Raw genomic sequence first — 21,278 nt, 5'->3', positions numbered from 1 at the left:
TTTCTCAAAACTAGTTGGAATTTCTTACGTTTATATGTAAACTAACCCCATACGAAAATTCTGATACGTTGCGCAGATTGAAATCGGTTTTGCTTGTTGATGACGACGAAACCACGAATTTTTTGAACAGATTTTTTTTAAAGCAGTTAGATAGTAACCTTCCAGTCTTTACGGCAAGCAATGGCATGGAAGCTATTGAATTCTTGGCTACGGATTTGGATGAAGACCATCTTCCCTGTCTACTTGTCCTGGATACCAACATGCCTGTGATGAACGGCTGGGAATTTCTGGACGGTTACGGACAACAATTTGAAGCGGATTTTAAGGACAAAATTGTTATTGTTATGCTAACTGCCTTGGATACCGAAGAGAATACAGCCTTGGCATTGGCCAACCCCAACGTCAGCGACACAGCTCAAAAGCCGCTTTCCGATATATCTTTCAAGGCACTAATCAAGAAACATTTTTCCTGATCATGAATATAAAAAGTGTTCATTGGGTTTGATGTCCTGAATCAAATCCAAATCCTTGAGTTGCTGCTGAACCCTTTCCAATGTTATATTGTCCATCTGGGTTTGGCCCCAAGTAGTTTTAGAGAGCCATTCCCTAATGTCTTCCAATTGTTGTCCATATCTGTTGGACAAGGTGCGGTCTATGCTGGGGATTCGTTTGAATTCCGATGTATAAATGTTTATGATTTCCAGAATGTGTTGAACTACATTCTTGTTTTTGCTGAGGAATGCAGCGTTGGCCGCAATCACAAAACACGGCCATGGCGTTGGGCAATCTCCCAACCGTTTGAAAATTCCCCGGTCAACCAAGGGTTTGGTGGTAAAATGTTCCCACATGAAGTAAGCTCCAGAGCCATTGACCAAGCTCTCTACAGCACCGTCCAAATTGTTTATGATTTCAAATTCCAAGCTTTGTGTATCCCAGCCTTGACTTTGGGCGTGGACATAGGACATCAAATGACTTCCACTGCCCATGCGACTTATTGCTACCTTGTCTTTTTCTAGATTGGCAATTGAAGTACGCTTGCTATTGGCCGCAACATGGATTCCCCAGAGCAGGGGAGAGGACACGTATTCCTGGACAATTTTGGTTGGATTGCCTTGGGAAATACTTTTAACAATTCCCTCCGTGAGGATGATGGCCATGTCCGTATCGCCGTTTTCCAAAAGTTTAGCCATCCGACCAGTTCCTTCCGGAACATCTTCCCACAGTAATTGAATACCACGATCTTCAAAGGCAGATTCTTCAATGGCCAAATGCCATGGCAAATTAAAATGCTCTGGAACACCGACAATTTTTACCTGTTTCATAAGGACTTTTTAAGTGGGTAATTTAATGGGTGGCTAAAGTTAAGCAAAAGAGAAACCAATCGTTATGCGGTTAGTTTTTCCAGTGCCAATTGAATGAGTTCGTTTACAGTGCGTACAGGCCTTTGGGAAAACTCACCTGTGGCCCTGTTGGCCAAGATGGCATTAAGGGAAATAGCACGGTGTCCATGCATTTTGGACAGTCCATAGATTCCTGCCGTTTCCATTTCCAGGTTGGTAATCCGCTGATTTTGATACCTAAAGTCGGCAAGTTTTTGATTAAAATCAGTGATACGGGGTTGAAGTCTTATGCTCCGTCCTTGCGGACCATAAAACCCTGAATTTGTGGCGGTTATTCCAAATCGTATATGATTTTCGGTAAATGTATCTGCTAAAGAAGTGTCTGTATCAAAGGCATAAGCGTTAATCTTATGGGTCTGCCATGCCAGAAACTCGTTCAACTCCTGCTCCAATTCTTTATTGCCCACTTGTCCAGTGTTGTAAAAGTGCATTAAACCGTCAAAACCTACAGCGGAAACACTTAGTAAGAAAGAGTCCACAGGGATGTCTTCCTGAATCGCACCCGATGTACCAATCCGTATAAAATCCAATTGGGTGAGCTTCTCCTTTATGCGCCGGGTCTCAAAATCTACATTGACCAGGGCATCCAATTCGTTGAAGACAATATCGATATTGTCGGTTCCGATTCCTGTTGAAATTACCGTAATTCTTTTTCCCCTAAAAGTACCGGTATGGGTAAGAAATTCCCTTTTGCCTTTTTCGACCTCAATGGTTTCAAAATGTCTACTAACGGAACGTACCCGGTCAGGATCACCTACGGTGATAATGGTATTGGAAATGTCTTCTGGACGAAGATTAAGATGGTAAATACTGCCATCAGGATTCAGAATGAGCTCTGAGTGGCCCAATGTCATAAATTACAATTTTAGTATGCGGTCCGTAGATGAATTATATAAGAAGTTATACTTTAAAGAACCTCCTAAATACAATTGATTATCACGTAGTTGTGAATAGTAATTTGCTTTGTTCGTCAAGACATCCTTACCCATTTTGGTCAGCTTTACTGGATTGAAAGAACTGAACAATGGTTTTAAGGAAGTGATGATGCGGCTGTGCTGGGTGTCCCCGAATCCATAGTACCCTTGGTTGGTAAGCATACTGTTCAAAAGTTCCTTTCTGGATTTAGGCTTTTCGCTAACCGCAGTCTCCAAGACCTGGTTTTCCAGCTCATTTAAACCATTTTTAATGGTAGGGAACCGTTTGAGGTGCGCTTTTAAGGCTTCGGAAAGGTATTCGAATTGGAAATTGTTATGAGCAATAAGATTTTCCAACCGTATGGGGTTGTCACTACAATAGAGCTGCCATACGTAATCGGCGAATTCTATATCGTCCTGGGACAAAATTGTTCTGTTTTCGTACAGTTCCAGTAACTTTTCGTCACTTAGTTCGCTTAGACCATATAATTTGTCTGTTTCATCTTCCTTCCCACTACAAACCAGTGAGATTTCAGCATGTCTTCGATGGGTCTTCAGCCAGCTAAGCACTGCCAGCATATTAATTTGGCAGAATAGGTCGTACTCAAACCACAGCACAATTTGGTCTTGTTGCTTGTGGTTGCAAAGGGAGCGGTATTCCTTCAGGATTTTCTCTACGAACCAAGATTTGGTAACCTTGTAATTCTTGTTCAAAAATTCAAAACGGGTCTTCCAGAAGGATTCACTGCCCACGGCACATAGGGTTTTGCCCTCGCAAAGCATTTCCCTCCATGTAATAATATCCCCCTTAAGATGTAGCGTTTGAAGTTTTGACGTGAAAGAGTCCCCGTTGGTAATATGCAACAGTGATTTCATTTTCAACTTAGTTTTCGTCGGTTAGGAGCATTAAATGTAATATTTAAACCAAGAACTCAAAAACTTTTTTCGTAAAACATTGGTTGTCAAAGCTTAAATTTAACATGGCAAGGAAGATGTCCAAGAGATTCCCTGGTTTATTACAAGTTAGCCACCAACCCGTTTTACCGAAAATCCATGGTCTTTTAGATAGTCCATGATTTGATCCCTATAATCCCCTTGGATAATAATGGATTCGTTCTTAAAACTACCCCCAACACCCAATAAAGACTTGAGGTCCTTGGTCAACTTTTTAAAATCGGAGTTTGCTCCGTTGTAGCCTTCCAGAATAGTGACCGGTTTTCCCTTTCTTTTTTCGTATTTGCAGATTATTGGGTCGTTTTGGAGCCAATATTTAGGGGATTTGGACTCCTTGTTGGCTTCCGTTTGCTCTGGAATGTGGTCAGGGAACAAATTTTTCAGCTGGTCCTGTAAATCCATGCTTATTTTTTAACCAGTCCAAGCTCAATAAGCCGCTCATTCAAATATTCCCCAGCGGTGGTGTCCTCAAACCCCTTCGGATGGTCATCATCAATGCAATGTTCAAGACAGTTTAAGGGCATTTCACTAACCGGATGCATAAAAAATGGAATGGAGTATCGGGAAGAACCCCAAAGTTCCTTAGGAGGATTTACAACTTGATGTATGGTGGATTTAAGTTTGTTATTGGTCAGTCTGGAAAGCATATCCCCCACATTGATCATCAGTTGGTCAGGTCTGGCAATGGCATCTACCCATTCTCCTTGATGATTTTGTACTTGCAGACCCTTTCCATGTGCCCCCATAAGCAATGTTATCAGGTTGATGTCTCCATGGGCCGCAGCTCTAACAGCGTTTTTGGGTTCCTCGGTGATAGGCGGGTAGTGAATGGGTCTTAATATCGAATTCCCATTTTTAATCCATTGGTCAAAGTACTTTTCTTCCAAACCCAAGTGTAGCGCCAACGCTCTGAGCACATACTTTGCAGTTTTTTCCAACATTTTGTAGGTCTCCTCTCCAGTGCTATTGAAATCTGGAAGTTCACTAACGGTAACATTGTCCGGATATTCAGCTTCCAATCTTGGATTGTCCTCGACATATTGTCCAAAATGCCAGAACTCTTTCAAGTCACCTTCTTTTTTTCCTTTGGCGTGTTCCTTTCCAAAGGAGGTGTAACCCCTTTGACCACCAATGCCCGCTATCTCATATCCATCTTTGACCTCCTGGGGCAATTGGAAGAACTTTTTGATCTGCCTGTATAGCTGTTCCACGAGTTCATCCGAAAGAAAATGACCACTTAGGGCCACAAATCCAATATCTTCAAAAGCGGCACCTATTTCTTTAATAAACTTTTGTTTTCTGGAAGGATCCCCTGATATGAAATCAGAAAGGTCCACACTTGGAATTGCACTCATGACATGAAAATTTAGCTATTTTCAAAAGTAAGGAATATTAGGAAACGATTGGGAATATTTCATGGTTGATGGTGCGCATTTTTATTACATTTATCCTGACTGAATTGAAGCTTTATGAGATACCATATTGGTGGGTTGCCCCGGGAGAAATTACTGGATTTGTACAAAGGAATGTTGAAGCCCAGGATGATAGAGGAGAAGATGTTGGTGTTGTTGCGGCAGGGAAAAATATCCAAATGGTTTAGTGGTATTGGTCAAGAAGCTATTTCGGTTGGAGTAACCCATGCTCTTAACCCGGAAGAGTACATATTGCCCATGCACAGAAATCTTGGGGTATTCACATCCCGGGGGGTGCCACTTCATCGATTATTTTCCCAATGGCAGGGAAAGAAAAGCGGTTTTACAAACGGAAGGGATAGAAGTTTTCATTTTGGAACCCAGGAATACAAGATAGTTGGAATGATTTCCCATTTGGGACCGCAGTTGGGCGTGGCCGATGGCATTGCCTTGGCCGACATGCTACGGCGTAAGAAGCGTGCCACGGCCGTGTTTACAGGAGAGGGTGCTACCAGTGAAGGTGATTTCCATGAAGCTTTGAATGTTGCCTCCGTTTGGAATCTTCCAGTGCTGTTCTGTATCGAAAATAACGGGTATGGCTTGTCAACCCCAACGAATGAGCAATACAACTGCAAGGATTTGGTAGATCGGGCTAAAGGCTATGGAATGGAGTCCAGGATAATTGATGGGAACAATATTTTGGAGGTATATAGCAAGGTGAACGAACTGTGCAAGGCTATCCGCAAAAGACCGCGACCCATACTGTTGGAATTCAAAACCTTTCGCATGCGAGGGCATGAGGAGGCCAGTGGAACCAAGTATGTTCCCGAAAAATTGATGAAGAAATGGGCTAAAAAAGACCCAATAGCCAACTACGAGGACTTTCTTAAAGAAAAAGGGATTCTGGACGATGCGAAAATCGAGACATATCGAGCTGAAATTGCTGAAGAAATCGATGCCAACCTTAAGAAAGCATATGCTGAACCTTCCATTCAATCCACTTTAACCAAAGAATTAAATGATGTTTATCAAAATTTTGATTATAAGCATTATGAAAAAAATAAAAATACAGAGAATATTCGATTTGTAGACGCCGTGTCCCAGGGGTTGGAGCAGTCCATGGAGAAGTACAATGAATTGATTATTATGGGTCAGGATATTGCTGATTACGGAGGGGTTTTCAAGATAACCGAAGGCTTTACCAAGACATTTGGAAAGCGAAGAGTGAGAAATACACCCATCTGCGAGTCGGCCATTGTGTCCACAGCCATGGGACTGTCTATCAATGGAATGAAATCCGTTGTGGAAATGCAATTTGCAGATTTTGTTAGCTCTGGATTCAACCCTATTGTTAACTATCTGGCCAAGGTACATTACCGTTGGGGTCAAAATGCGGATGTGGTGATTAGGATGCCCTGCGGGGCTGGGGTAGGTGCAGGCCCGTTTCATTCACAGACCAATGAAGCTTGGTTTACCAAAACTCCTGGGTTAAAAGTAGCCTATCCTGCCTTTCCTTCTGATGCCAAGGGCCTGTTGGCAACCGCCATAAATGACCCTAATCCAGTACTGTTTTTTGAGCACAAAGGGCTCTACCGCAGCATTTATGAAGATGTGCCCACGGATTACTACACGTTACCATTTGGTAAGGCTAACTTATTGAGGAACGGAAAGGATTTAAGCGTGGTCACCTATGGGGCCGGAGTGCATTGGGCATTGGAAATTTTGGAAAAACACCCGGAAATTAATGCAGATGTCATAGATTTGCGTACACTTCAACCTCTGGATGTCGATACCGTTTATGAATCGGTGAAAAAGACATCAAAACTGATTATTTTACAGGAAGACACATTATTTGGCGGTATTGCCAGCGACATTGCTGCCATGATCATGGAAAATTGCTTTGAGTTTTTGGATGCTCCTATAAGGCGGGTAGGTAGTTTAGAAACCCCCGTCCCATTTGCAAAGGCACTGGAGGAGGACTATTTGCCCAAACAAAGATTTGAAGCAGCACTTTTGGAACTATATACCTACTGAAATATATGTTTAACATTTTTTTAACAACTTAAAAGAGTTAATATGGTGTCTCATCCGTATATACTCAAAATTAAACTCCTAATCTTATGGTAAGAAAATCATTGATTTTTATGGCACTGGCGGGACTTATGTTCTCGTCATGCTCCGTTTCCAAAAGTGCAAGGACGCAAAGAAATCTCTTCAGCGGTTCTTGGGCTTTGGACAACATTTCGTACGAGAACAACACAGGTAATTTCAAATCCGTCATTTTCAACGATGCTGAGGATATCTGCTTTGAGGGCAGCGACTGGTTTTTTAGGGACAACAACAGTACAGGAAGGTACACCATTTCCCAAAGCAGTCTTTGTCAAGGCGGAGACCGATTTTTCAGATGGTCGGTAGTGGAACCTTCCCAAAATTATAGCAGCCAGCTCCAGTTTAAGTTTATTGACGAAAATAGGAAGGACATCTCTGGCGGTGTAGGCTACCGTCTGAACATTGCCAGTCTTTCCGAGCAGGCCATGATACTTAAGTCCAATGTTTCGGTTGAAGGTGAACTTGTCACCATAGTTTATGAATTCTCAAAAAAATAATCAGATGAAAAATATAGTAATTAGAAGTACCGCCATTATATTGGCTTTTGGTCTTGTGGTGGGCTGTAATGCCGTCAAAAATGCAAATAACACCCAAAAAGGTGCAGCCATTGGTGCTGCTGGAGGTGCGGTAATTGGTGGAATTATTGGTAACAATGTCGGTAAAAAAGGAAATACGGCATTAGGAGCCATTATTGGTGCTGTTGTAGGTGGAGCTGCCGGTGGTTACATAGGTAACCGAATGGACAGGCAAGCAGAACGGATTGAGGAAGAAATTCCAGGTGCCGAGGTAAAGCGTGTTGGTGAAGGAATCAACGTTACCTTCAATGAAGATGCTGGGGTTTACTTTGATACCAACAAATCTGATGTGAAAGGAACTTCTGCCACTACCTTGGATAAATTGGCGGGTATTTTTAAGGAGTATCCCAAATCCATCATTTTGGTGGAAGGCCATACAGATAGCGCGGGAAGCGATGAGTACAACTGGAACCTATCCCAGCAAAGAGCGGAATCCGTGACCAATTATTTGGTGAGCAAAGGAATTTCCTCCGGTAGGTTTACCACCAAATGGTATGGAGAAACCCAGCCTCGTGAAAGCAATGAAACTGCTGAAGGCAAAGCCAAAAACCGTAGAGTGGAATTGGCCATCATGGCTAGTGAGGAACTTAAGGAAGAAGCTTATGAAAGCACCAAGAACTAGTATTCTTGCCTAAATAATTTGAATCCCGGCCAATGGTCGGGATTTTTTTTTGCAAAAAACCTATCTTCATAAGGTGAAGAACGCGGACGTGCTTATCATTGGAGGAGGTGTGGCTGGATTGACCGCAGCAGTGGACTTGGCTTCCAAGGGAATTCAGGTGATCGTGGTGGAGAAAAAGACCTATCCAAGACACAAGGTCTGTGGGGAATATGTTTCCAATGAGGTGAAACCCTATCTAGAACAATTGGGAATGGATTTTACCAAATTATCCCTCCCGGAAATCAACACCCTTCAGCTGAGTACGCAACGAGGAAAGTCAATTGCTGTGAAATTGCCTCTAGGCGGATTCGGAGTGAGCAGATATACCCTGGATAATCATTTGTATCAGTTAGCGCTAAGAAACAAGGTGGAGTTCATGTTCTCTACGGTTACCGCAGTGAACTATCATGGGGATGAATTTGAAGTTTCACTGGCATCAAAGCCTATGATAAAGGCCAAAGTGGTGCTGGGAGCCTTTGGAAAGCGCTCCAATTTGGATGAAAGATTTCAATTGAGAGGCAGGCATCAAAAGTCACCATGGCTGGGTGTAAAATGCCATTACCAATACGATGGGCACCCTAAAAACCTGGTTTCTCTCCATAATTTTCAAGGGGGATATGCCGGGCTGTCCCAGGTAGAGGATGGGATGTTGAATCTATGCTATTTGGTTCGCTACGATAGTTTCAAAAAGTTGGGGGACATCCATCAATTCAACAGGCAGGTGCTGTGCAGAAATCCATACTTAAAACAGTTTTTGGAAAATGCTAGACCGATTTTTGATCACCCTTTGAGTATTGCTCAGATTTCCTTCGGAAAGAAACTGGCGATTGCGGATCATATGCTGATGTGTGGAGATTCGGCAGGAATGATCCATCCGCTATGCGGAAATGGTATGGCCATGGCCGTACATGCCGCTAAATTGGCTTCGGAACAGGTAGGGTATTTTCTTAAAGACCAAATCATTGATAGAAATGGGATGGAAGAAGCGTATCAAAAACAATGGAACAAACACTTCAAAAAAAGAATTTGGCTTGGAGGTCGACTGCAAAGAATAATGTTGCATACCAGATGGTTTAATTTTGGAATGCAATCCATCGCCAACTCCAAACCAATGCTACAAACCCTAATCAAAAGTACTCACGGTAATCCAATTTTAAATTGATGAAATTGACGGTAAGAAGCAGGATGGATGAACTGATGGATGACCCCAACATGCAATTTCAGCTGCTCCAAAATGCATATAAGGACATCAATTTTTGCAATAAATGGTTGGGCGGTGAGTCCATCACACTCAATGCAGTTTGGGAATTGGTCAAAAAAGACCCCAATAAATCGTATACGATTCTGGATATGGGATGTGGAGATGGCAATATGCTGTTCAAATTATCCCATTTCCTTTGTGAAAAAGGGGTTTCCCATACAATGAAGGGAATTGATTTAAGAGATGATGTTTTGACCATAGCGCGAGAAAAATGCAAGGGCTTGCCCCATGTCAGCTTCCATAAAATGGACATATTGCAGGCAGATTCGGACTTCGAATGTGACATATTGATCAATACCTTGACGATGCATCATTTTGAAGAGGAACGGATTGAGGCCTTTCTGAACAGGTTTGTAGGTTTGGCAAAAGTAGGTGTGGTCATTAATGATCTTCAAAGAAGCAAAATATCCTATGTGCTGTTCAAGATGTTTAGTGCCATTTTTTTGAGAACCCATGTGGCTAAGTACGATGGTTTGGTTTCCATAAGTAAAGGTTTTACGAAAGCAGAACTGCTGGGGTTGGCAAAAAAAATACCGAATGTTTCACACAAGATTCGATGGAAATGGGCATTTCGATATGTATGGGTCATGGATTTCAATCGACATACTGAATAATGGCGGAAGTACGAATTTCTGGAGTATCAAAACAGTTGCCCAAGTATAGTCGGGATACCTTGGACATAATCCCCTTTGTGGATCAATGGCTGGGCGGTCAAGATGAACGGTTTCGAAGAAAGGTCATCAAAATTTTTGAAGGAGCGGGGGTTGAACGTCGATATGGGATAATGGATATTGAAGCGGTTTTTACGGCAACCTCCTTTGAGGAGAAAAACGGGATTTATGTAAGGGAGGTCAAGGAATTGGGAGAAAAAGTGCTTCAAAAAGCGCTTACCAAGCTAGCTTGGAACCCCAAATCCCTGGATTTTATTATTACCGTAAGTTGCACGGGAATCATGATTCCGTCATTGGATGCGTATCTGGTCAATGCCTTGGGATTAAGACAGGATATCGTTCGTCTTCCGGTAACCGAAATGGGATGTGCTGCAGGTGTTTCCGGGCTTATTTATGCGGCCAACTTTCTACGGTCCAACCCAGGCAAACGGGCTGCGGTAATTGCTGTTGAGAGTCCAACTGCTACGTTTCAGTTGGACGATTTTTCCATGGCAAACATGGTCAGTGCGGCCATTTTCGGTGACGGTGCCTCTTGTGTTTTACTCTCTTCTGAACAAGATGCAATAGGCCCCAGAATTATGGGGGAAGAAATGTACCATTTCAGCAATGCCACACATTTGATGGGCTTTGATTTGACCAATTCAGGCTTAAAAATGATTTTGGACCCTACCGTTCCAGAAGTGATAGCAGAGCACTTTCCACGAATCATCCATCCGTTCTTGGCCAAATTCAATTCCAACTTGGATAAGGTCAATCATCTCATTTTTCATCCAGGAGGAAAAAAAATAGTGAGTACGGTGGAAGAATTGTTTGGTAAATTGGGAAAGAATATCGATGATACCAGAGAAGTACTGAAAAGTTATGGCAATATGAGTAGCGTTACCGTCCTCTATGTCTTGGAACGGTTTCTGAAAAAAGAGCTAAAACCTGGGGAACAGGGGCTAATACTGAGCTTTGGGCCAGGATTTTCGGCACAAAGGGTGTTGTTGGAATGGTAAACAAAGATAAATGGGAGATTCCGTTAAATGGGCTCTAATACTTGGGGGGAGTAGTGGATTGGGATTGGCCACGGCCCAAAAATTGGCCAGTGAAGGGTTCAACCTAATCCTGATTCATAGGGATAGAAGGGCCAATATGCCTTCTGTGCAAGAGGCATTCCAGGTGATGGTGTCCAATGGGGCGATAGTCCATAGTTTTAACAAGGATGCTGTTGATGTTGCCAGTCGGAAGGAGATAGTGGAAGAAGTAAAACCCCTCTTGGGAGCTGGCAAAATTTCGGTTTTGGTGCATAGCATTGCCAAAGGGAATGTAAAACCGATGTTGGATGCCTCAGAGGGGGGATTGTCCAGGAAAGATTTCCAATTAACCATGGATGCCATGGCAATAAGCCTATTTGACTGGGTAAAAGTTTTGCACCAAACCCAACTTTTTAATCAAGATGCTAGGGTGATTGCTTTTACAAGTGAAGGTAGCACCAGGGCTTTGAAGAACTATGCGGCCGTAGGTGCCGCGAAGGCCGCCTTGGAAGCCATTACGCGTAATATTGCTTTGGAGTTTGCTCCATTTGGGATTAAAGCAAACTGCATTCAAGCTGGAGTAACAGATACTCCTTCGTTAAGGTTGATTCCCAATAGTGAAAAATTAATCCAAGCATCCATACGAAGAAATCCTAACCAACGATTGACCACTCCCAAAGATGTGGCCAATGTGGCCTACCTGTTGACCACCAAGGAGGCGCAATGGATCACGGGTACTGTCATTAAGGTTGATGGCGGGGAAAGTTTGCAATAGTTATGACCTATCAAGATATTTTGGACCATCTTCCCTACAGCCCACCTTTTCATTTTGTGGATGAGCTTCAACATGTAGATTCAGATGGGGTGAAAGGAAGCTATTGTTTTCAGCCAGACTCGCACTTCTATCAAGGGCATTTTAAAAGTAATCCGGTTACTCCGGGGGTTATCCTAACGGAATGTTGTGCACAAATAGGCTTGGTTTGCATGGGAATCCATCTTTTGGGTCCAGAACATGTGGATAGCCGATTCAAATCATTACAAGTGGCCTTTACAAGTTCGGAAATGGAATTTTTGTTGCCCGTTTTCCCTGGAGAAACAGTCAAAGTAACCTCGAAAAAAGAGTATTTCCGGTTTAACAAGCTCAAATGCCAGGTTTGGATGTTCAATGCTAACGGAGAAATGGTTTGCAAGGGAACCTTGGCAGGGATGTTTAAAATGATAAAGCATGGCGGTTAGGGTAGTGGTCACAGGAATGGGGGTTTGCGCACCCAATGGAATTGGACTTGCAGCCTTCGGACATGCGCTGCAGCAAGGCAAGAGTGGTATCCGTTTTCATCCTGAACTGGAAAAACTAAAATTTTCATGTCAAATTGCTGGCAAACCGAATCTTGAAAGTATTCATCTAAATGATTACTTTACCAACGTTCAGCTCAAGGGATTAAATGCCTCAGGGGTGGTTTACGGGGTTATGGCAGGGAAGGATGCATGGCTAGATGCTGGGTTATTAGCCGATATAGAAACGACGGATTGGGAAAGCGGAATTATTTTCGGTACTGGAATTTTGGGAGTGGATAAGTTCAGGGAAGCCATTTATCAGGTGGACGAGGGTAATGTAAGACGATTGGGAAGTACGTCGGTCATCCAGACCATGGCTAGCGGAATAAGCGCCTATTTGGGTGGAATGTTGGGATGTGGGAACCAAGTCACCACCAACTCCTCAGCATGTACCACAGGAACCGAGGCCATTCTTATGGGCTATGAACGAATAAAATCCAAAAAAGCAAAGCGAATGTTGGTAGGGAGCTGCAGTGATAGTGGCCCCTATGTTTGGGGCGGATTTGATGCGATGCGAATTTTACCCAGAAACTACAACGATAACCCAAAAAAAGCAAGTAGACCCATGAGTGCCACAGCCAGCGGATTTGTACCAGGTAGTGGGGCGGGGGCATTGGTTTTGGAATCCTTGGAAAGCGCCAAGGCCAGGGGTGCCAAAATATATGGGGAACTTTTGGGCGGTTCCATTAACAGCGGCGGCCAACGAAATGGGGGAACTATGACGGCTCCCAATAGCGAAGCGGTAATTAGATGTATTCGTTCAGCCGTACAGGAGGCAGGAATAACCTCCGATCAAATAGATGTAATCAACGGACACTTGACCGCCACAACCAAAGATCCTTTGGAAATCCAAAATTGGAGTAAAGCATTGGGACGTAGCGGTGAGGATTTTCCCTATGTCAACTCCTTTAAGGGGCTATTTGGGCACTGTTTGGCAGCGGCAGGAAGTATTGAATGTGTTGGCAGCTTGCTTCAATTTAAATCAGGGCAAGTTTTTGGAAACCAGAATTGTGAGGATTTGCATCCAGAAATTGAAAAGATTGTGGATCCTTCAAGGATTCCGCAAACAAGCTTGGATGTACAACCGAAAATTATTGCAAAAGCCAGCTTTGGCTTTGGAGATGTCAATGCCTGTGTTATTTTTAAATCCCACACCAGTTAATGTTTATGGAAAAGGAACACTTTGTAAAACTTAAGGAAATTGTGAGCAATTATCTCCCAGATGATGTTTCTTCGGAAGCCATTCAAATGGAAAGTAATTTTTTAGAGGAGCTGAACATCAACTCTGCCAATCTGGTGGATATTGTTTTGGATGTGGAGGACGCATTCGACATTATGTTAGAGAACGAGGATATGGACGGAATGCAGACCATGGCCGATGCACAGCGAATTATTCAAACCAAATTAGAAGCCAAATAAGATGAAGGAACTCTGGAATTTTATCTTGCAAAAAGTAAATGTGGATAAACGCCTGTTGCTGATGTACTGTGTGGTTTACTTCATTTGGGGTATAGGAATGGACTGGTTTGGGGAGCAGGTACAAATTGCCAAGTTTACCTATTGGTGGCAGGTGATAACCTGTTATATTTTGTATATGGTTCCTATTTCATTGATCCTTCGGGGACTTCCGTTCCACATGCAATATGCCTACGGCCTTGTAGCCATGGGGCTGTTGGAATTTAGCGGGTATGCACTTCAAACTTCATATGCCTATCCCGATAACATTTTAGATCAGCTTTTCAACATTCGTAATTTTAGTTTGGGAATGGCCCTGTTCTTTGCGCTCTATTTCCCGCTTGGGAATTGGCTGGTAGGGAAAATTTATCATGCTCTTTTTAGAAAGGAGTCTTGAATCTTGAATCTTGAGTCTCTGGTCTTTGGTCTTGGGTCTGGCCAATTGAAAATGAAAAATTAAAAGTTGAAAACGGATTGGCTAAAGTTCCAGTTCAGGATTCTTGAGTTTTTAGTCCTTGGTTTTTGGTCTTTAGTCTCTGGTCTTTGGTCTTGAGTCCAAAAATCCAATAATCTATCAACAAGTTAAAGTTCAAAAATCAAGTTCAAGTTATTAATCTAGAATCTTGGCACTTGGCACTTGGTTCTCGTCTCCGATCCCAAAGCTAGTCTAGGTCGAACTTCAACCACACCTTCACCAAATTATCCTCCCGCTGCTTTTTGATTTTTATCCCATGATCTATAGAATACAACGAAAATGTTCCCACTAGCTTTGTGTCTTCCTTTTTGAAAATTATGGATACTGATTTAGTGGTGGACTTAATGGTAAGATTGCCCTTTACCACCCATTGATTTCCATCCTGAGTGACTTTGGTGCTTTCAAAAGTAATATAGGGATGGTCTTTGGCATCAAAGTACTTGCCGCTTCGCAAAGACCAATTCCGCAGACCATTATTGGTATCCAGGGTTTTGGATTGCACCCTGCCTTTAAAAACAGAATTTTCAGGATTGTCCCAATCAATTACGGACTCGGATTCAAATCCAGCGATGGTGCCCTTCACTTCTTTGGAAACAAACTCAAAACGAATCTCCGCATTTTGAATCTGTTTGCTCTGGGCGTTCAAGAACATTCCTTGAATGCCGAAGGTCAATACAAAAAGAAAGGGAATCAATCGCATAACAGGCTTTTAGTCTAAAAATAGCAAAAACCTTATCAATGTCCTTTGGGTTTGAGTACTCATCCACTGGTAAGGTTTCAATCCCTCCCCAATGTTAAATTATGGCAAATGATAGATTTATTGGTGGAAAAATGTAAGATAATTACTAACTTAATGGGAGCATTTGGAGAGGTCTAAAATGGTAAACAAAATGGTATGGCAAACTTGACCAAAAATTGCAAGGATTCCATTCAAGATTTGTTGGTTCGCATGGAACGAAACAACAACATCATTCAGCGGCTTGCCAAAAAAATTAATTCCTATACCTGCGAACCTCGCGATTATAGCTGTTTTGAGAAACTCTATGAACTGAAGCAAAGTTTTAAAACGTACACAGGACAACAAAACAGGATCATGGACTTGATCAAACAAAAAAGAGGAGAGGCCAAAAGTTTAAAGGCAGATATCCAATTGCATTTGGAGCGTTTCAAAAAGCTGGAGCAGGATATCGCGGCCTATCTCTTGGCCACCGACCAATATTCTTAAAAGTAGTCCCTCCAAAAGCTTTTTCCCACTTAATTTTTCCCGATTAAACTTCTATGAAAATTAGTTTTTCACTGTCCCAAATAGCTGTAATATTGTAGTACAATTTCCGACCTAGGCGCTATGGGAAAAACTTCAAACACCACCCTGATCATACTTGCATTTTTTGCAATTTATGTCATCTGGGGTTCCACCTACATGCTCAATAAGATGGCAGTAATGGAGATCCCTCCGTTTATGTTGGCAGCCTATCGCTTTGTGGTGGCGGGACTCCTCATTTTTGGAATAGCAAGGCTTATGGGCATTTCTGTGGCCATTACTAAAAAGCAGTTGGGCAATACCATAATTGCCGGTTTTCTCTTTTTGGGTATTGGGAACGGGGTAGTGGTTTGGGCACTTCGCTACGTAGATTCCGGATTTGCCGCCTTGGAAATCTCCGCCCAACCTTTGGTTGTTTTAATTTTGATGCGCTTGTTGCAAGGCAAAAAGATTAAACCCATGTCCGTGGTGGGTGTAGTGCTTGGCATACTGGGGATTTATCTATTGGTCAGTCAAAAGGAGGTGATAACCAAAGAAGGCTCTGTCATGGGTATGATTGCCATTTTTGCTGGAATGCTGAGTTGGGCCTACGGCAGTCTGTTTGTAGGAAAAGCGGATTTGCCCACCAGTTATTTTGTGAACACGGGATACCAGATGCTTATGGGAGGATTCATTTTGGCCCTGATGAGTTTGGGATTGGGAGAAACATGGACATCTCCATTAGTTTGGAGTGGTGAGGTGCAACTGGCCATGGTGTTATTGGTCATTTTTGGAAGTATCGTAGCTTTTACCTCATTCAATTATTTACTCAAGTCGGTCTCTCCTGAAAAGGTGGCCACCTCCACCTATGTAAATCCCATTGTGGCCTTGCTTCTAGGGTGGTATTTTCTGAATGAACAAATCAGTATGCAATCGGTTTTGGCCGCTGCTATATTGCTTACGGGGGTCTATTTTATCAACACTAAAAAGACCTTGGCGATTTTTGAGCGCTTTAAACGCTAGTTAAAGAAATCTGATTTTTCCTTAAGCTCCTTTAATGCCCTGTTCAAACTTCTTGGGGTAATGCCAATATAGTTGGCGATATCTTTCTTCGATATGACTTTCGTAAACTCAGGAAAAAGTTGCTTTAATCGAATCAGATTGTCCTCAATGGGATAGGAATGTTGATAGGAATGCCGAGGAGCCTTAAACCGTATTTTGTTGGCCAGGGCTTTCATGATCAATCTATTGAACTTCGGGTCCGTATCCAACAATGTATGATAGGCGCTATGGGGGAGCGCGTAGGTCTTTAGTGCGGTAATGGATTCTACGGAGCAAATGGTAGTATGATTGTCAAAAACCTCCAGTTCCCCAAACTCCATGCCCTCGCCCAAAAATTCCTGGATAAACTCTTTCCCATTTTCATCTGAGATATAGCATTTGGCAATCCCCTCACGAATCAGGTGGACTTTTCCGTACCTGCGGTCTTGCTCAATGATTACCTCTTTAGGGCCAAAATCCTCTTTTAGGATTTGGCTTCCTTCCAAGGCCCATAAGCTTTGAATATAGGTTGCTAACTCAGGATTGGTTCGAATCATTTTCCAGGGAGGACAAATGTCCTTTTAGGTGATTACCTCAAGATTTTTCTTTGCATTAAAATTAGGCATAAGCTATCGCGATGACAACTGTAAAGGGAGAATTAATCGTCAAAAAACAATCCTTGTACAATCCAAAATTTATTATGGTTTGCTTGGGTTCCCTGTTTTTTTCGGCAAGCTACAATATGTTGATTCCAGAGCTCCCATCATATCTGAGCGACTTGGGCGGAGCCCAATACATTGGATTGATCATTGCCCTTTTTACGCTTACCGCGGGATTGTCCAGACCGTTTAGTGGCAAACTTACAGACACCATTGGACGAAAACCGGTGATGTTGTTTGGAGCCTTGGTCTGTGTGGTTTGCGGAGGTCTTTATCCTGTTTTGACCACAGTGTACGGATTCCTTTTGCTTCGGCTTTTTCACGGTTTCTCAACTGGATTTACACCCACGGCGGCATCCACCTATGTTTCTGATGTTGTTCCTCCCAACAGACTAGGGGAGGCCATGGGTATACAGGGCATTGCTTTTAGTACAGGTTTGGCCTTGGGGCCAGCCCTAGGCAGTTTAATTAAACTCCATTTCTCGTATGAAGTCCTTTTTTATAGTTCTTCGGTAATGGCGTTTTTGGCCTCTTTGCTCATTTTAAATTTAAGCGAAACCTTAACCGTCAAAAAAAGGTTCAGCCCTAAACTTCTACGTATTTCCAAGCAGGACATTGTAGCCAAAGAAGCTTTTCCAGCGGCCCTAATCACCTTTTTGGCTTATGTAGCCTTTGGTGTAATACTCACATTGATTCCGGATTGGACGGAGCAGATAGGTTTTGAGAACAAAGGTGTTTTCTTTATCGTGTTCACTTTGACTTCGCTTTTGGTCAGGGTTATCGCTGGGAAACTCTCAGACCGTTACGGAAGAATCAAAGTCATCCTGCTTGGTTTAATATTGCTATGCATCGCCTTGGTCATGATTGGTGCGATGGAGTCCGCCACAGGCTTTCTAGTTGGAGCAGGAATCTATGGTCTGGGTATGGGTATTGTATCTCCGGGAATCAACGCGTGGACCATAGATTTGAGTTTACCCGGGCAAAAAGGAAAAGCCATTGCCACCATGTTCATAGCCCTAGAGGCGGGCATTGGCCTGGGGGCCTTACTTTCAGGATGGTATTACCATGAAATTCCTGGCCGAATCCCAATTACACTTTACGTTTGTGCAGGATTGGCATTTTTGGGAATCCTCTACCTACTATTTCGAATGCGGAGCACAAGCCACTAAATACAGCGTGGCGTTTCTTAATTCAATATGTCAAATCGATGTGTGTATTTGACCGTTACAACCTGATTGTTCAAGAGGTCCATATCATTGTCATCCTTAACAATGTTGAACACGACAAAAAGACCTGTATTTGCATTCTGTAGCCATCCAAAACGTGCATTTACCGAGGTTATTTCTGAAACATTGTTGCGTTGGATCAAGCTTTGGAGGAATATTCTCGGCGTAAAGGAGTAGGATAGGCGTAAGCCACCTACCAAGGCAGTGAAATCCCCAGTATCCAGCTGTATATCACTATGGCTAAATGTCAAGGAGGAAACAAAGCGGTCCCCAATTCTATAATTCGCTGTACCACTATTGGTTATCCTGTCACCATTAAAATAACCTCCTATAAATGTTCTGGAACTCAAGGAAAATGCGTTGTTTGGATTAGTGATCAATACCAGCTGTAATTCTTTGTTTTTGTAATTCCCCACGGGAACGGTTACATCGGACAGGGTGAATTCCTGCAACACTCTTTCGGTGGTAAAATTGATTCCCGTGTGCACTTCAAAACCACTTTTGAATTCCCAGTGGTTGTCCACATGCAAAAAACCAGTGATTAATTGGTCGTCAAAATTCCAATAGCCCCTGTAGGACACATGGGGTCGTATTTCCAGAAGATTGCCCATGTTTTTTAATCGCTGGGCTTTCCAAATCAAAAACTCTGGTTTACGGAAGGCGGTACGTTGTAAAAAGCCAACTTCGGGATTAAACCCTTCACCAACCTCTGTGTAACCAGCTCTTAAATCCCAGCCGTTCCAATTATAGTTAGCCAGTAGTTTGAATGCATGATCGTTTTCCTCTATTCCTGGTGTGGAACTCTTGGCCACAAATCCGGTGACTTCAGCTTTGTTTCCAATGCCCCATTTGCCATCCATGGCAAAGACCCTGTTGTAATCATCGTCCATGGATCCCAATCCGGCGCGGTTGATGAAAATGCCTCCCAAGGAAGAACGAGTCCCTTGAAAATCATGGTTGACACGTCCAACCGTATAATTATTTTTCTCTATGCCTGCAGCTTCCACGTCATCAGTAAACATACTTAAGAACCCAACATTGGTCTGACCCACTTTTCCAGATAATCGGGCTCCGCCGATAATCGGAACCAAATCCCCGGCTGCACCAATTCCTATTCTTCGGCTAAAGAACAAATCCACTTCGCCAGGACTTCCCACGCTAAACTGCCCCGCATTCTCCAAGAAAAAGGCTCGTTTTTCAGGAAAGAACAGATTGAAACGATCCAGATTCACTTGCTGGTCATCCACTTCCACTTGGGCAAAGTCGGTGTTGTAAGTAAGGTCCAACGTTAAACTAGGGGTAATGCTGTATTTGATATCCGCCCCAGCCTCAAAATTGGTATCTGTTTCACTGGGATCTACGGCCTGGTTATTGGAAACTTGACCCAGAACATAGGGAATAAGTTTGAGGTTACCTGGATTTTTTAAGCTGAGACCGGTAAGTTTACCAGCCAAAGAAAGTCTTTTCATATCAAATCCAAGGGGTAAAGAGGTCCAGTAAGCAGTTTCCGTATTCTTACTAATGTTTCTTCTAAAATTCAGCCCCCAGGTCTTGTTGGTGCCAGATGCAAAACGGAGGGAACGAAGGGGAATGGCAAATTCAGCACTCCAACCGTAATCCCCAATTTGAGTTTTAACCGTCCACGAGGCATCCCAGTTAATATTGGTACCCCCAATAACACCACCTTGCTGTCTATTGGCATTAAAGTTACCTTTACCTTCATTGTCAATTTGCGCGTCATACTCCATACCTTGCGCATTGGTTCCGAACAAAAAGCCGTTCTGGCGATCGTGATAAGTGTCAATGATGAATAAAAAGCTGTCTTCGTCGTTTAGGTCTGCATCCCTTCTGGAATCCGACACCACTATTTTTTCCGGCTCTGAATCATGACAGACCACGGCCACATAAAATGTACTTTTGCTGTAGGCCACACGAATGACTGTTTTCTCGGAAACAGGTTGACCATAGTTGGGCCTTAATTGGATCAAATTGTCTATGGCCGGAACCATTTGCCAAATGGGGTCATTGATGATTTCCCCATCCACAACCGGATCTTCCGCCAAATTGAATGCTCGGAACTCTGGTCTATCACCAAGAGAGTCCAAGGGTTGGGTTGTTTGTGCAAAAACAGTGGAAAAAGACAGGAAGGTCAAAAAAAGTACAAGGACTTTTGAGCATTTAGGGTTCATAAAATGAGGTCTGGTTGAAAGTAAATATACCGCTAATCTTGGAATAATTTTTGTGAACTGTTGAAATAAGAAATTGTATTCGTATCTTATTGAATCATAAAAAGTTGAGAAGATGAAAATGATAAAAAATGTAGTTGGGTGCCTCTTTATGATCCTATTGCTGGGTTGTGGTGCCGCCAACAAAACTGTTCAAGTCAGCGAGGCAGATAAACTGGCCTTGCAAGATTTGGTGGAAAATGGAAGGTTGGAGTTCACTGCCGAATGGGCGCGACCCCTGTTGACCAATACTATGGCCAGTATTGCCAACTCGGGCTTGTTGGCACCAGGGAATACTGCAGGCCAAATCAATCTATTGGGAAGCCCTGCCTATTTGCGAGTGATAGGAGATAGCGTATCTGCTTATTTACCGTATTATGGCGAGCGGAACATGGTCACGGGATACGGCAACACCAACAATGCCATTCAGTTTGATGGGCCTGCCAAGGATTTGGAGCTTGTTGAAGATTCCAAGACACAAGGTTACAGCCTGAATTTCACTGTGGATAATGATTCGGAATCCTATACCGTGTTTGCCAAGATTTTTCCAGGAATGGGTGGTACCGTGAATGTGAACAGCACCCACAGACAGACCATTACGTATACTGGGGAAGTTTCGGCCCTTGATGAGGAAGCCGAACTGAATTAA

Annotated in this window: 24 protein-coding genes; 16 read left to right on the top strand and 8 right to left on the bottom strand. The window is 43.0% G+C overall.

Annotated elements, in window-relative coordinates; genetic code table 11:
• The first annotated feature begins 14 nt into the window (after positions 1 to 14).
• Positions 15 to 473, top strand: a complete 459-nt coding sequence (locus tag ACO6S0_RS08900) for a response regulator (protein ID WP_422351635.1) — start codon at positions 15 to 17, stop codon at positions 471 to 473.
• On the opposite strand, the gene ACO6S0_RS08895 is transcribed toward ACO6S0_RS08900, so the two are convergent.
• The 5 genes from ACO6S0_RS08895 to ACO6S0_RS08875 all read right to left on the bottom strand — a co-directional run bounded on the left by ACO6S0_RS08895 (position 474) and on the right by ACO6S0_RS08875 (position 4,623).
• On the bottom strand, positions 474 to 1,322 hold the full coding sequence (locus ACO6S0_RS08895) for a substrate-binding domain-containing protein (RefSeq protein ID WP_422351634.1): 849 nt from the start codon (positions 1,320 to 1,322) through the stop codon (positions 474 to 476).
• A 62-nt stretch (positions 1,323 to 1,384) separates the two neighbouring features.
• Positions 1,385 to 2,254, bottom strand: a complete 870-nt coding sequence (locus ACO6S0_RS08890; RefSeq protein ID WP_422351633.1) for a nucleoside phosphorylase — start codon at positions 2,252 to 2,254, stop codon at positions 1,385 to 1,387.
• Positions 2,255 to 2,257: 3 nt separating this feature from the next.
• Positions 2,258 to 3,190: a DUF1835 domain-containing protein gene (locus ACO6S0_RS08885; protein ID WP_422351632.1), complete on the bottom strand. Its 933-nt coding sequence runs from the start codon at positions 3,188 to 3,190 to the stop codon at positions 2,258 to 2,260.
• 147 nt (positions 3,191 to 3,337) lie between these two features.
• Positions 3,338 to 3,670 carry a translation initiation factor gene (locus ACO6S0_RS08880; protein ID WP_422351631.1) on the bottom strand — a complete coding sequence of 111 codons (333 nt, stop codon included), beginning with the start codon at positions 3,668 to 3,670 and terminating at the stop codon, positions 3,338 to 3,340.
• Between the two features lie 2 nt (positions 3,671 to 3,672).
• Positions 3,673 to 4,623, bottom strand: a complete 951-nt coding sequence (locus tag ACO6S0_RS08875) for an isopenicillin N synthase family dioxygenase (protein WP_422351630.1) — start codon at positions 4,621 to 4,623, stop codon at positions 3,673 to 3,675.
• A 114-nt stretch (positions 4,624 to 4,737) separates the two neighbouring features.
• Here ACO6S0_RS08875 and ACO6S0_RS08870 point away from each other — a divergent pair, with 114 nt between their 5' ends.
• The 11 genes from ACO6S0_RS08870 (at position 4,738) to ACO6S0_RS08820 (ending at position 14,160) form a co-directional block, all read left to right on the top strand.
• Entirely contained in the window at positions 4,738 to 6,714 is a 1,977-nt protein-coding gene (locus ACO6S0_RS08870; protein WP_422351629.1) for an alpha-ketoacid dehydrogenase subunit alpha/beta, read from the top strand.
• Between the two features lie 86 nt (positions 6,715 to 6,800).
• Positions 6,801 to 7,286, top strand: a complete 486-nt coding sequence (locus ACO6S0_RS08865) for a lipocalin family protein (protein ID WP_422351628.1) — start codon at positions 6,801 to 6,803, stop codon at positions 7,284 to 7,286.
• Between the two features lie 4 nt (positions 7,287 to 7,290).
• Entirely contained in the window at positions 7,291 to 7,986 is a 696-nt protein-coding gene (locus ACO6S0_RS08860) for an OmpA family protein (protein ID WP_422351627.1), read from the top strand.
• Between the two features lie 73 nt (positions 7,987 to 8,059).
• Positions 8,060 to 9,187, top strand: coding sequence for an NAD(P)/FAD-dependent oxidoreductase (locus tag ACO6S0_RS08855; protein ID WP_422351626.1), 1,128 nt, complete (start codon positions 8,060 to 8,062; stop codon positions 9,185 to 9,187).
• Positions 9,187 to 9,900 carry a methyltransferase domain-containing protein gene (locus ACO6S0_RS08850; protein ID WP_422351625.1) on the top strand — a complete coding sequence of 238 codons (714 nt, stop codon included), beginning with the start codon at positions 9,187 to 9,189 and terminating at the stop codon, positions 9,898 to 9,900. The genes ACO6S0_RS08855 and ACO6S0_RS08850 overlap by 1 nt, the downstream gene beginning before the upstream one ends.
• On the top strand, positions 9,900 to 10,955 hold the full coding sequence (locus ACO6S0_RS08845; RefSeq protein ID WP_422351624.1) for a type III polyketide synthase: 1,056 nt from the start codon (positions 9,900 to 9,902) through the stop codon (positions 10,953 to 10,955). The genes ACO6S0_RS08850 and ACO6S0_RS08845 overlap by 1 nt, the downstream gene beginning before the upstream one ends.
• Positions 10,956 to 10,965: 10 nt before the next feature.
• A complete protein-coding gene (locus ACO6S0_RS08840; RefSeq protein WP_422351623.1) occupies positions 10,966 to 11,748 on the top strand; it encodes an SDR family oxidoreductase in 783 nt (260 codons plus the stop codon).
• Positions 11,749 to 11,750: 2 nt separating this feature from the next.
• Positions 11,751 to 12,209: a 3-hydroxyacyl-ACP dehydratase FabZ family protein gene (locus ACO6S0_RS08835; protein ID WP_422351622.1), complete on the top strand. Its 459-nt coding sequence runs from the start codon at positions 11,751 to 11,753 to the stop codon at positions 12,207 to 12,209.
• Positions 12,199 to 13,470, top strand: a complete 1,272-nt coding sequence (locus ACO6S0_RS08830) for a beta-ketoacyl-[acyl-carrier-protein] synthase family protein (protein WP_422351621.1) — start codon at positions 12,199 to 12,201, stop codon at positions 13,468 to 13,470. The genes ACO6S0_RS08835 and ACO6S0_RS08830 overlap by 11 nt, the downstream gene beginning before the upstream one ends.
• Before the next feature lie 5 nt (positions 13,471 to 13,475).
• A complete protein-coding gene (locus tag ACO6S0_RS08825) occupies positions 13,476 to 13,727 on the top strand; it encodes an acyl carrier protein (RefSeq protein WP_422351620.1) in 252 nt (83 codons plus the stop codon).
• A gap of 1 nt (position 13,728) precedes the next feature.
• A complete protein-coding gene (locus ACO6S0_RS08820; RefSeq protein WP_422351619.1) occupies positions 13,729 to 14,160 on the top strand; it encodes a hypothetical protein in 432 nt (143 codons plus the stop codon).
• Positions 14,161 to 14,425: 265 nt separating this feature from the next.
• Here the strand turns inward: ACO6S0_RS08820 and ACO6S0_RS08815 are convergent, their stop codons facing one another.
• Positions 14,426 to 14,938: a YceI family protein gene (locus ACO6S0_RS08815; RefSeq protein WP_422351618.1), complete on the bottom strand. Its 513-nt coding sequence runs from the start codon at positions 14,936 to 14,938 to the stop codon at positions 14,426 to 14,428.
• A 195-nt stretch (positions 14,939 to 15,133) separates the two neighbouring features.
• Here ACO6S0_RS08815 and ACO6S0_RS08810 point away from each other — a divergent pair, with 195 nt between their 5' ends.
• Together ACO6S0_RS08810 and ACO6S0_RS08805 are read left to right on the top strand one after the other, a co-directional pair.
• Positions 15,134 to 15,463: a hypothetical protein gene (locus tag ACO6S0_RS08810; RefSeq protein WP_422351617.1), complete on the top strand. Its 330-nt coding sequence runs from the start codon at positions 15,134 to 15,136 to the stop codon at positions 15,461 to 15,463.
• Between the two features lie 120 nt (positions 15,464 to 15,583).
• Positions 15,584 to 16,501 carry an EamA family transporter gene (locus ACO6S0_RS08805; RefSeq protein WP_422351616.1) on the top strand — a complete coding sequence of 306 codons (918 nt, stop codon included), beginning with the start codon at positions 15,584 to 15,586 and terminating at the stop codon, positions 16,499 to 16,501.
• Here ACO6S0_RS08805 and ACO6S0_RS08800 read toward each other — a convergent pair.
• On the bottom strand, positions 16,498 to 17,076 hold the full coding sequence (locus tag ACO6S0_RS08800) for a Crp/Fnr family transcriptional regulator (RefSeq protein WP_422351615.1): 579 nt from the start codon (positions 17,074 to 17,076) through the stop codon (positions 16,498 to 16,500). The two genes, ACO6S0_RS08805 and ACO6S0_RS08800, sit on opposite strands and share 4 nt — an antisense overlap.
• 80 nt (positions 17,077 to 17,156) lie before the next feature.
• Here ACO6S0_RS08800 and ACO6S0_RS08795 point away from each other — a divergent pair, with 80 nt between their 5' ends.
• A complete protein-coding gene (locus ACO6S0_RS08795; RefSeq protein ID WP_422351614.1) occupies positions 17,157 to 18,347 on the top strand; it encodes an MFS transporter in 1,191 nt (396 codons plus the stop codon).
• A gap of 17 nt (positions 18,348 to 18,364) precedes the next feature.
• On the opposite strand, the gene ACO6S0_RS08790 is transcribed toward ACO6S0_RS08795, so the two are convergent.
• Complete coding sequence (locus tag ACO6S0_RS08790; RefSeq protein ID WP_422351613.1) at positions 18,365 to 20,593, bottom strand: DUF5916 domain-containing protein; 2,229 nt, start codon at positions 20,591 to 20,593, stop codon at positions 18,365 to 18,367.
• A 112-nt stretch (positions 20,594 to 20,705) separates the two neighbouring features.
• On the opposite strand from ACO6S0_RS08790, the gene ACO6S0_RS08785 reads away from it, so the two are divergent.
• Positions 20,706 to 21,278, top strand: a complete 573-nt coding sequence (locus ACO6S0_RS08785; protein WP_422351612.1) for a DUF4251 domain-containing protein — start codon at positions 20,706 to 20,708, stop codon at positions 21,276 to 21,278.

The organism is Flagellimonas sp., assembly GCF_965233845.1.
Taxonomy (GTDB): domain Bacteria; phylum Bacteroidota; class Bacteroidia; order Flavobacteriales; family Flavobacteriaceae; genus Flagellimonas.
This window is presented reverse-complemented; position numbering and strand designations above follow the sequence as displayed.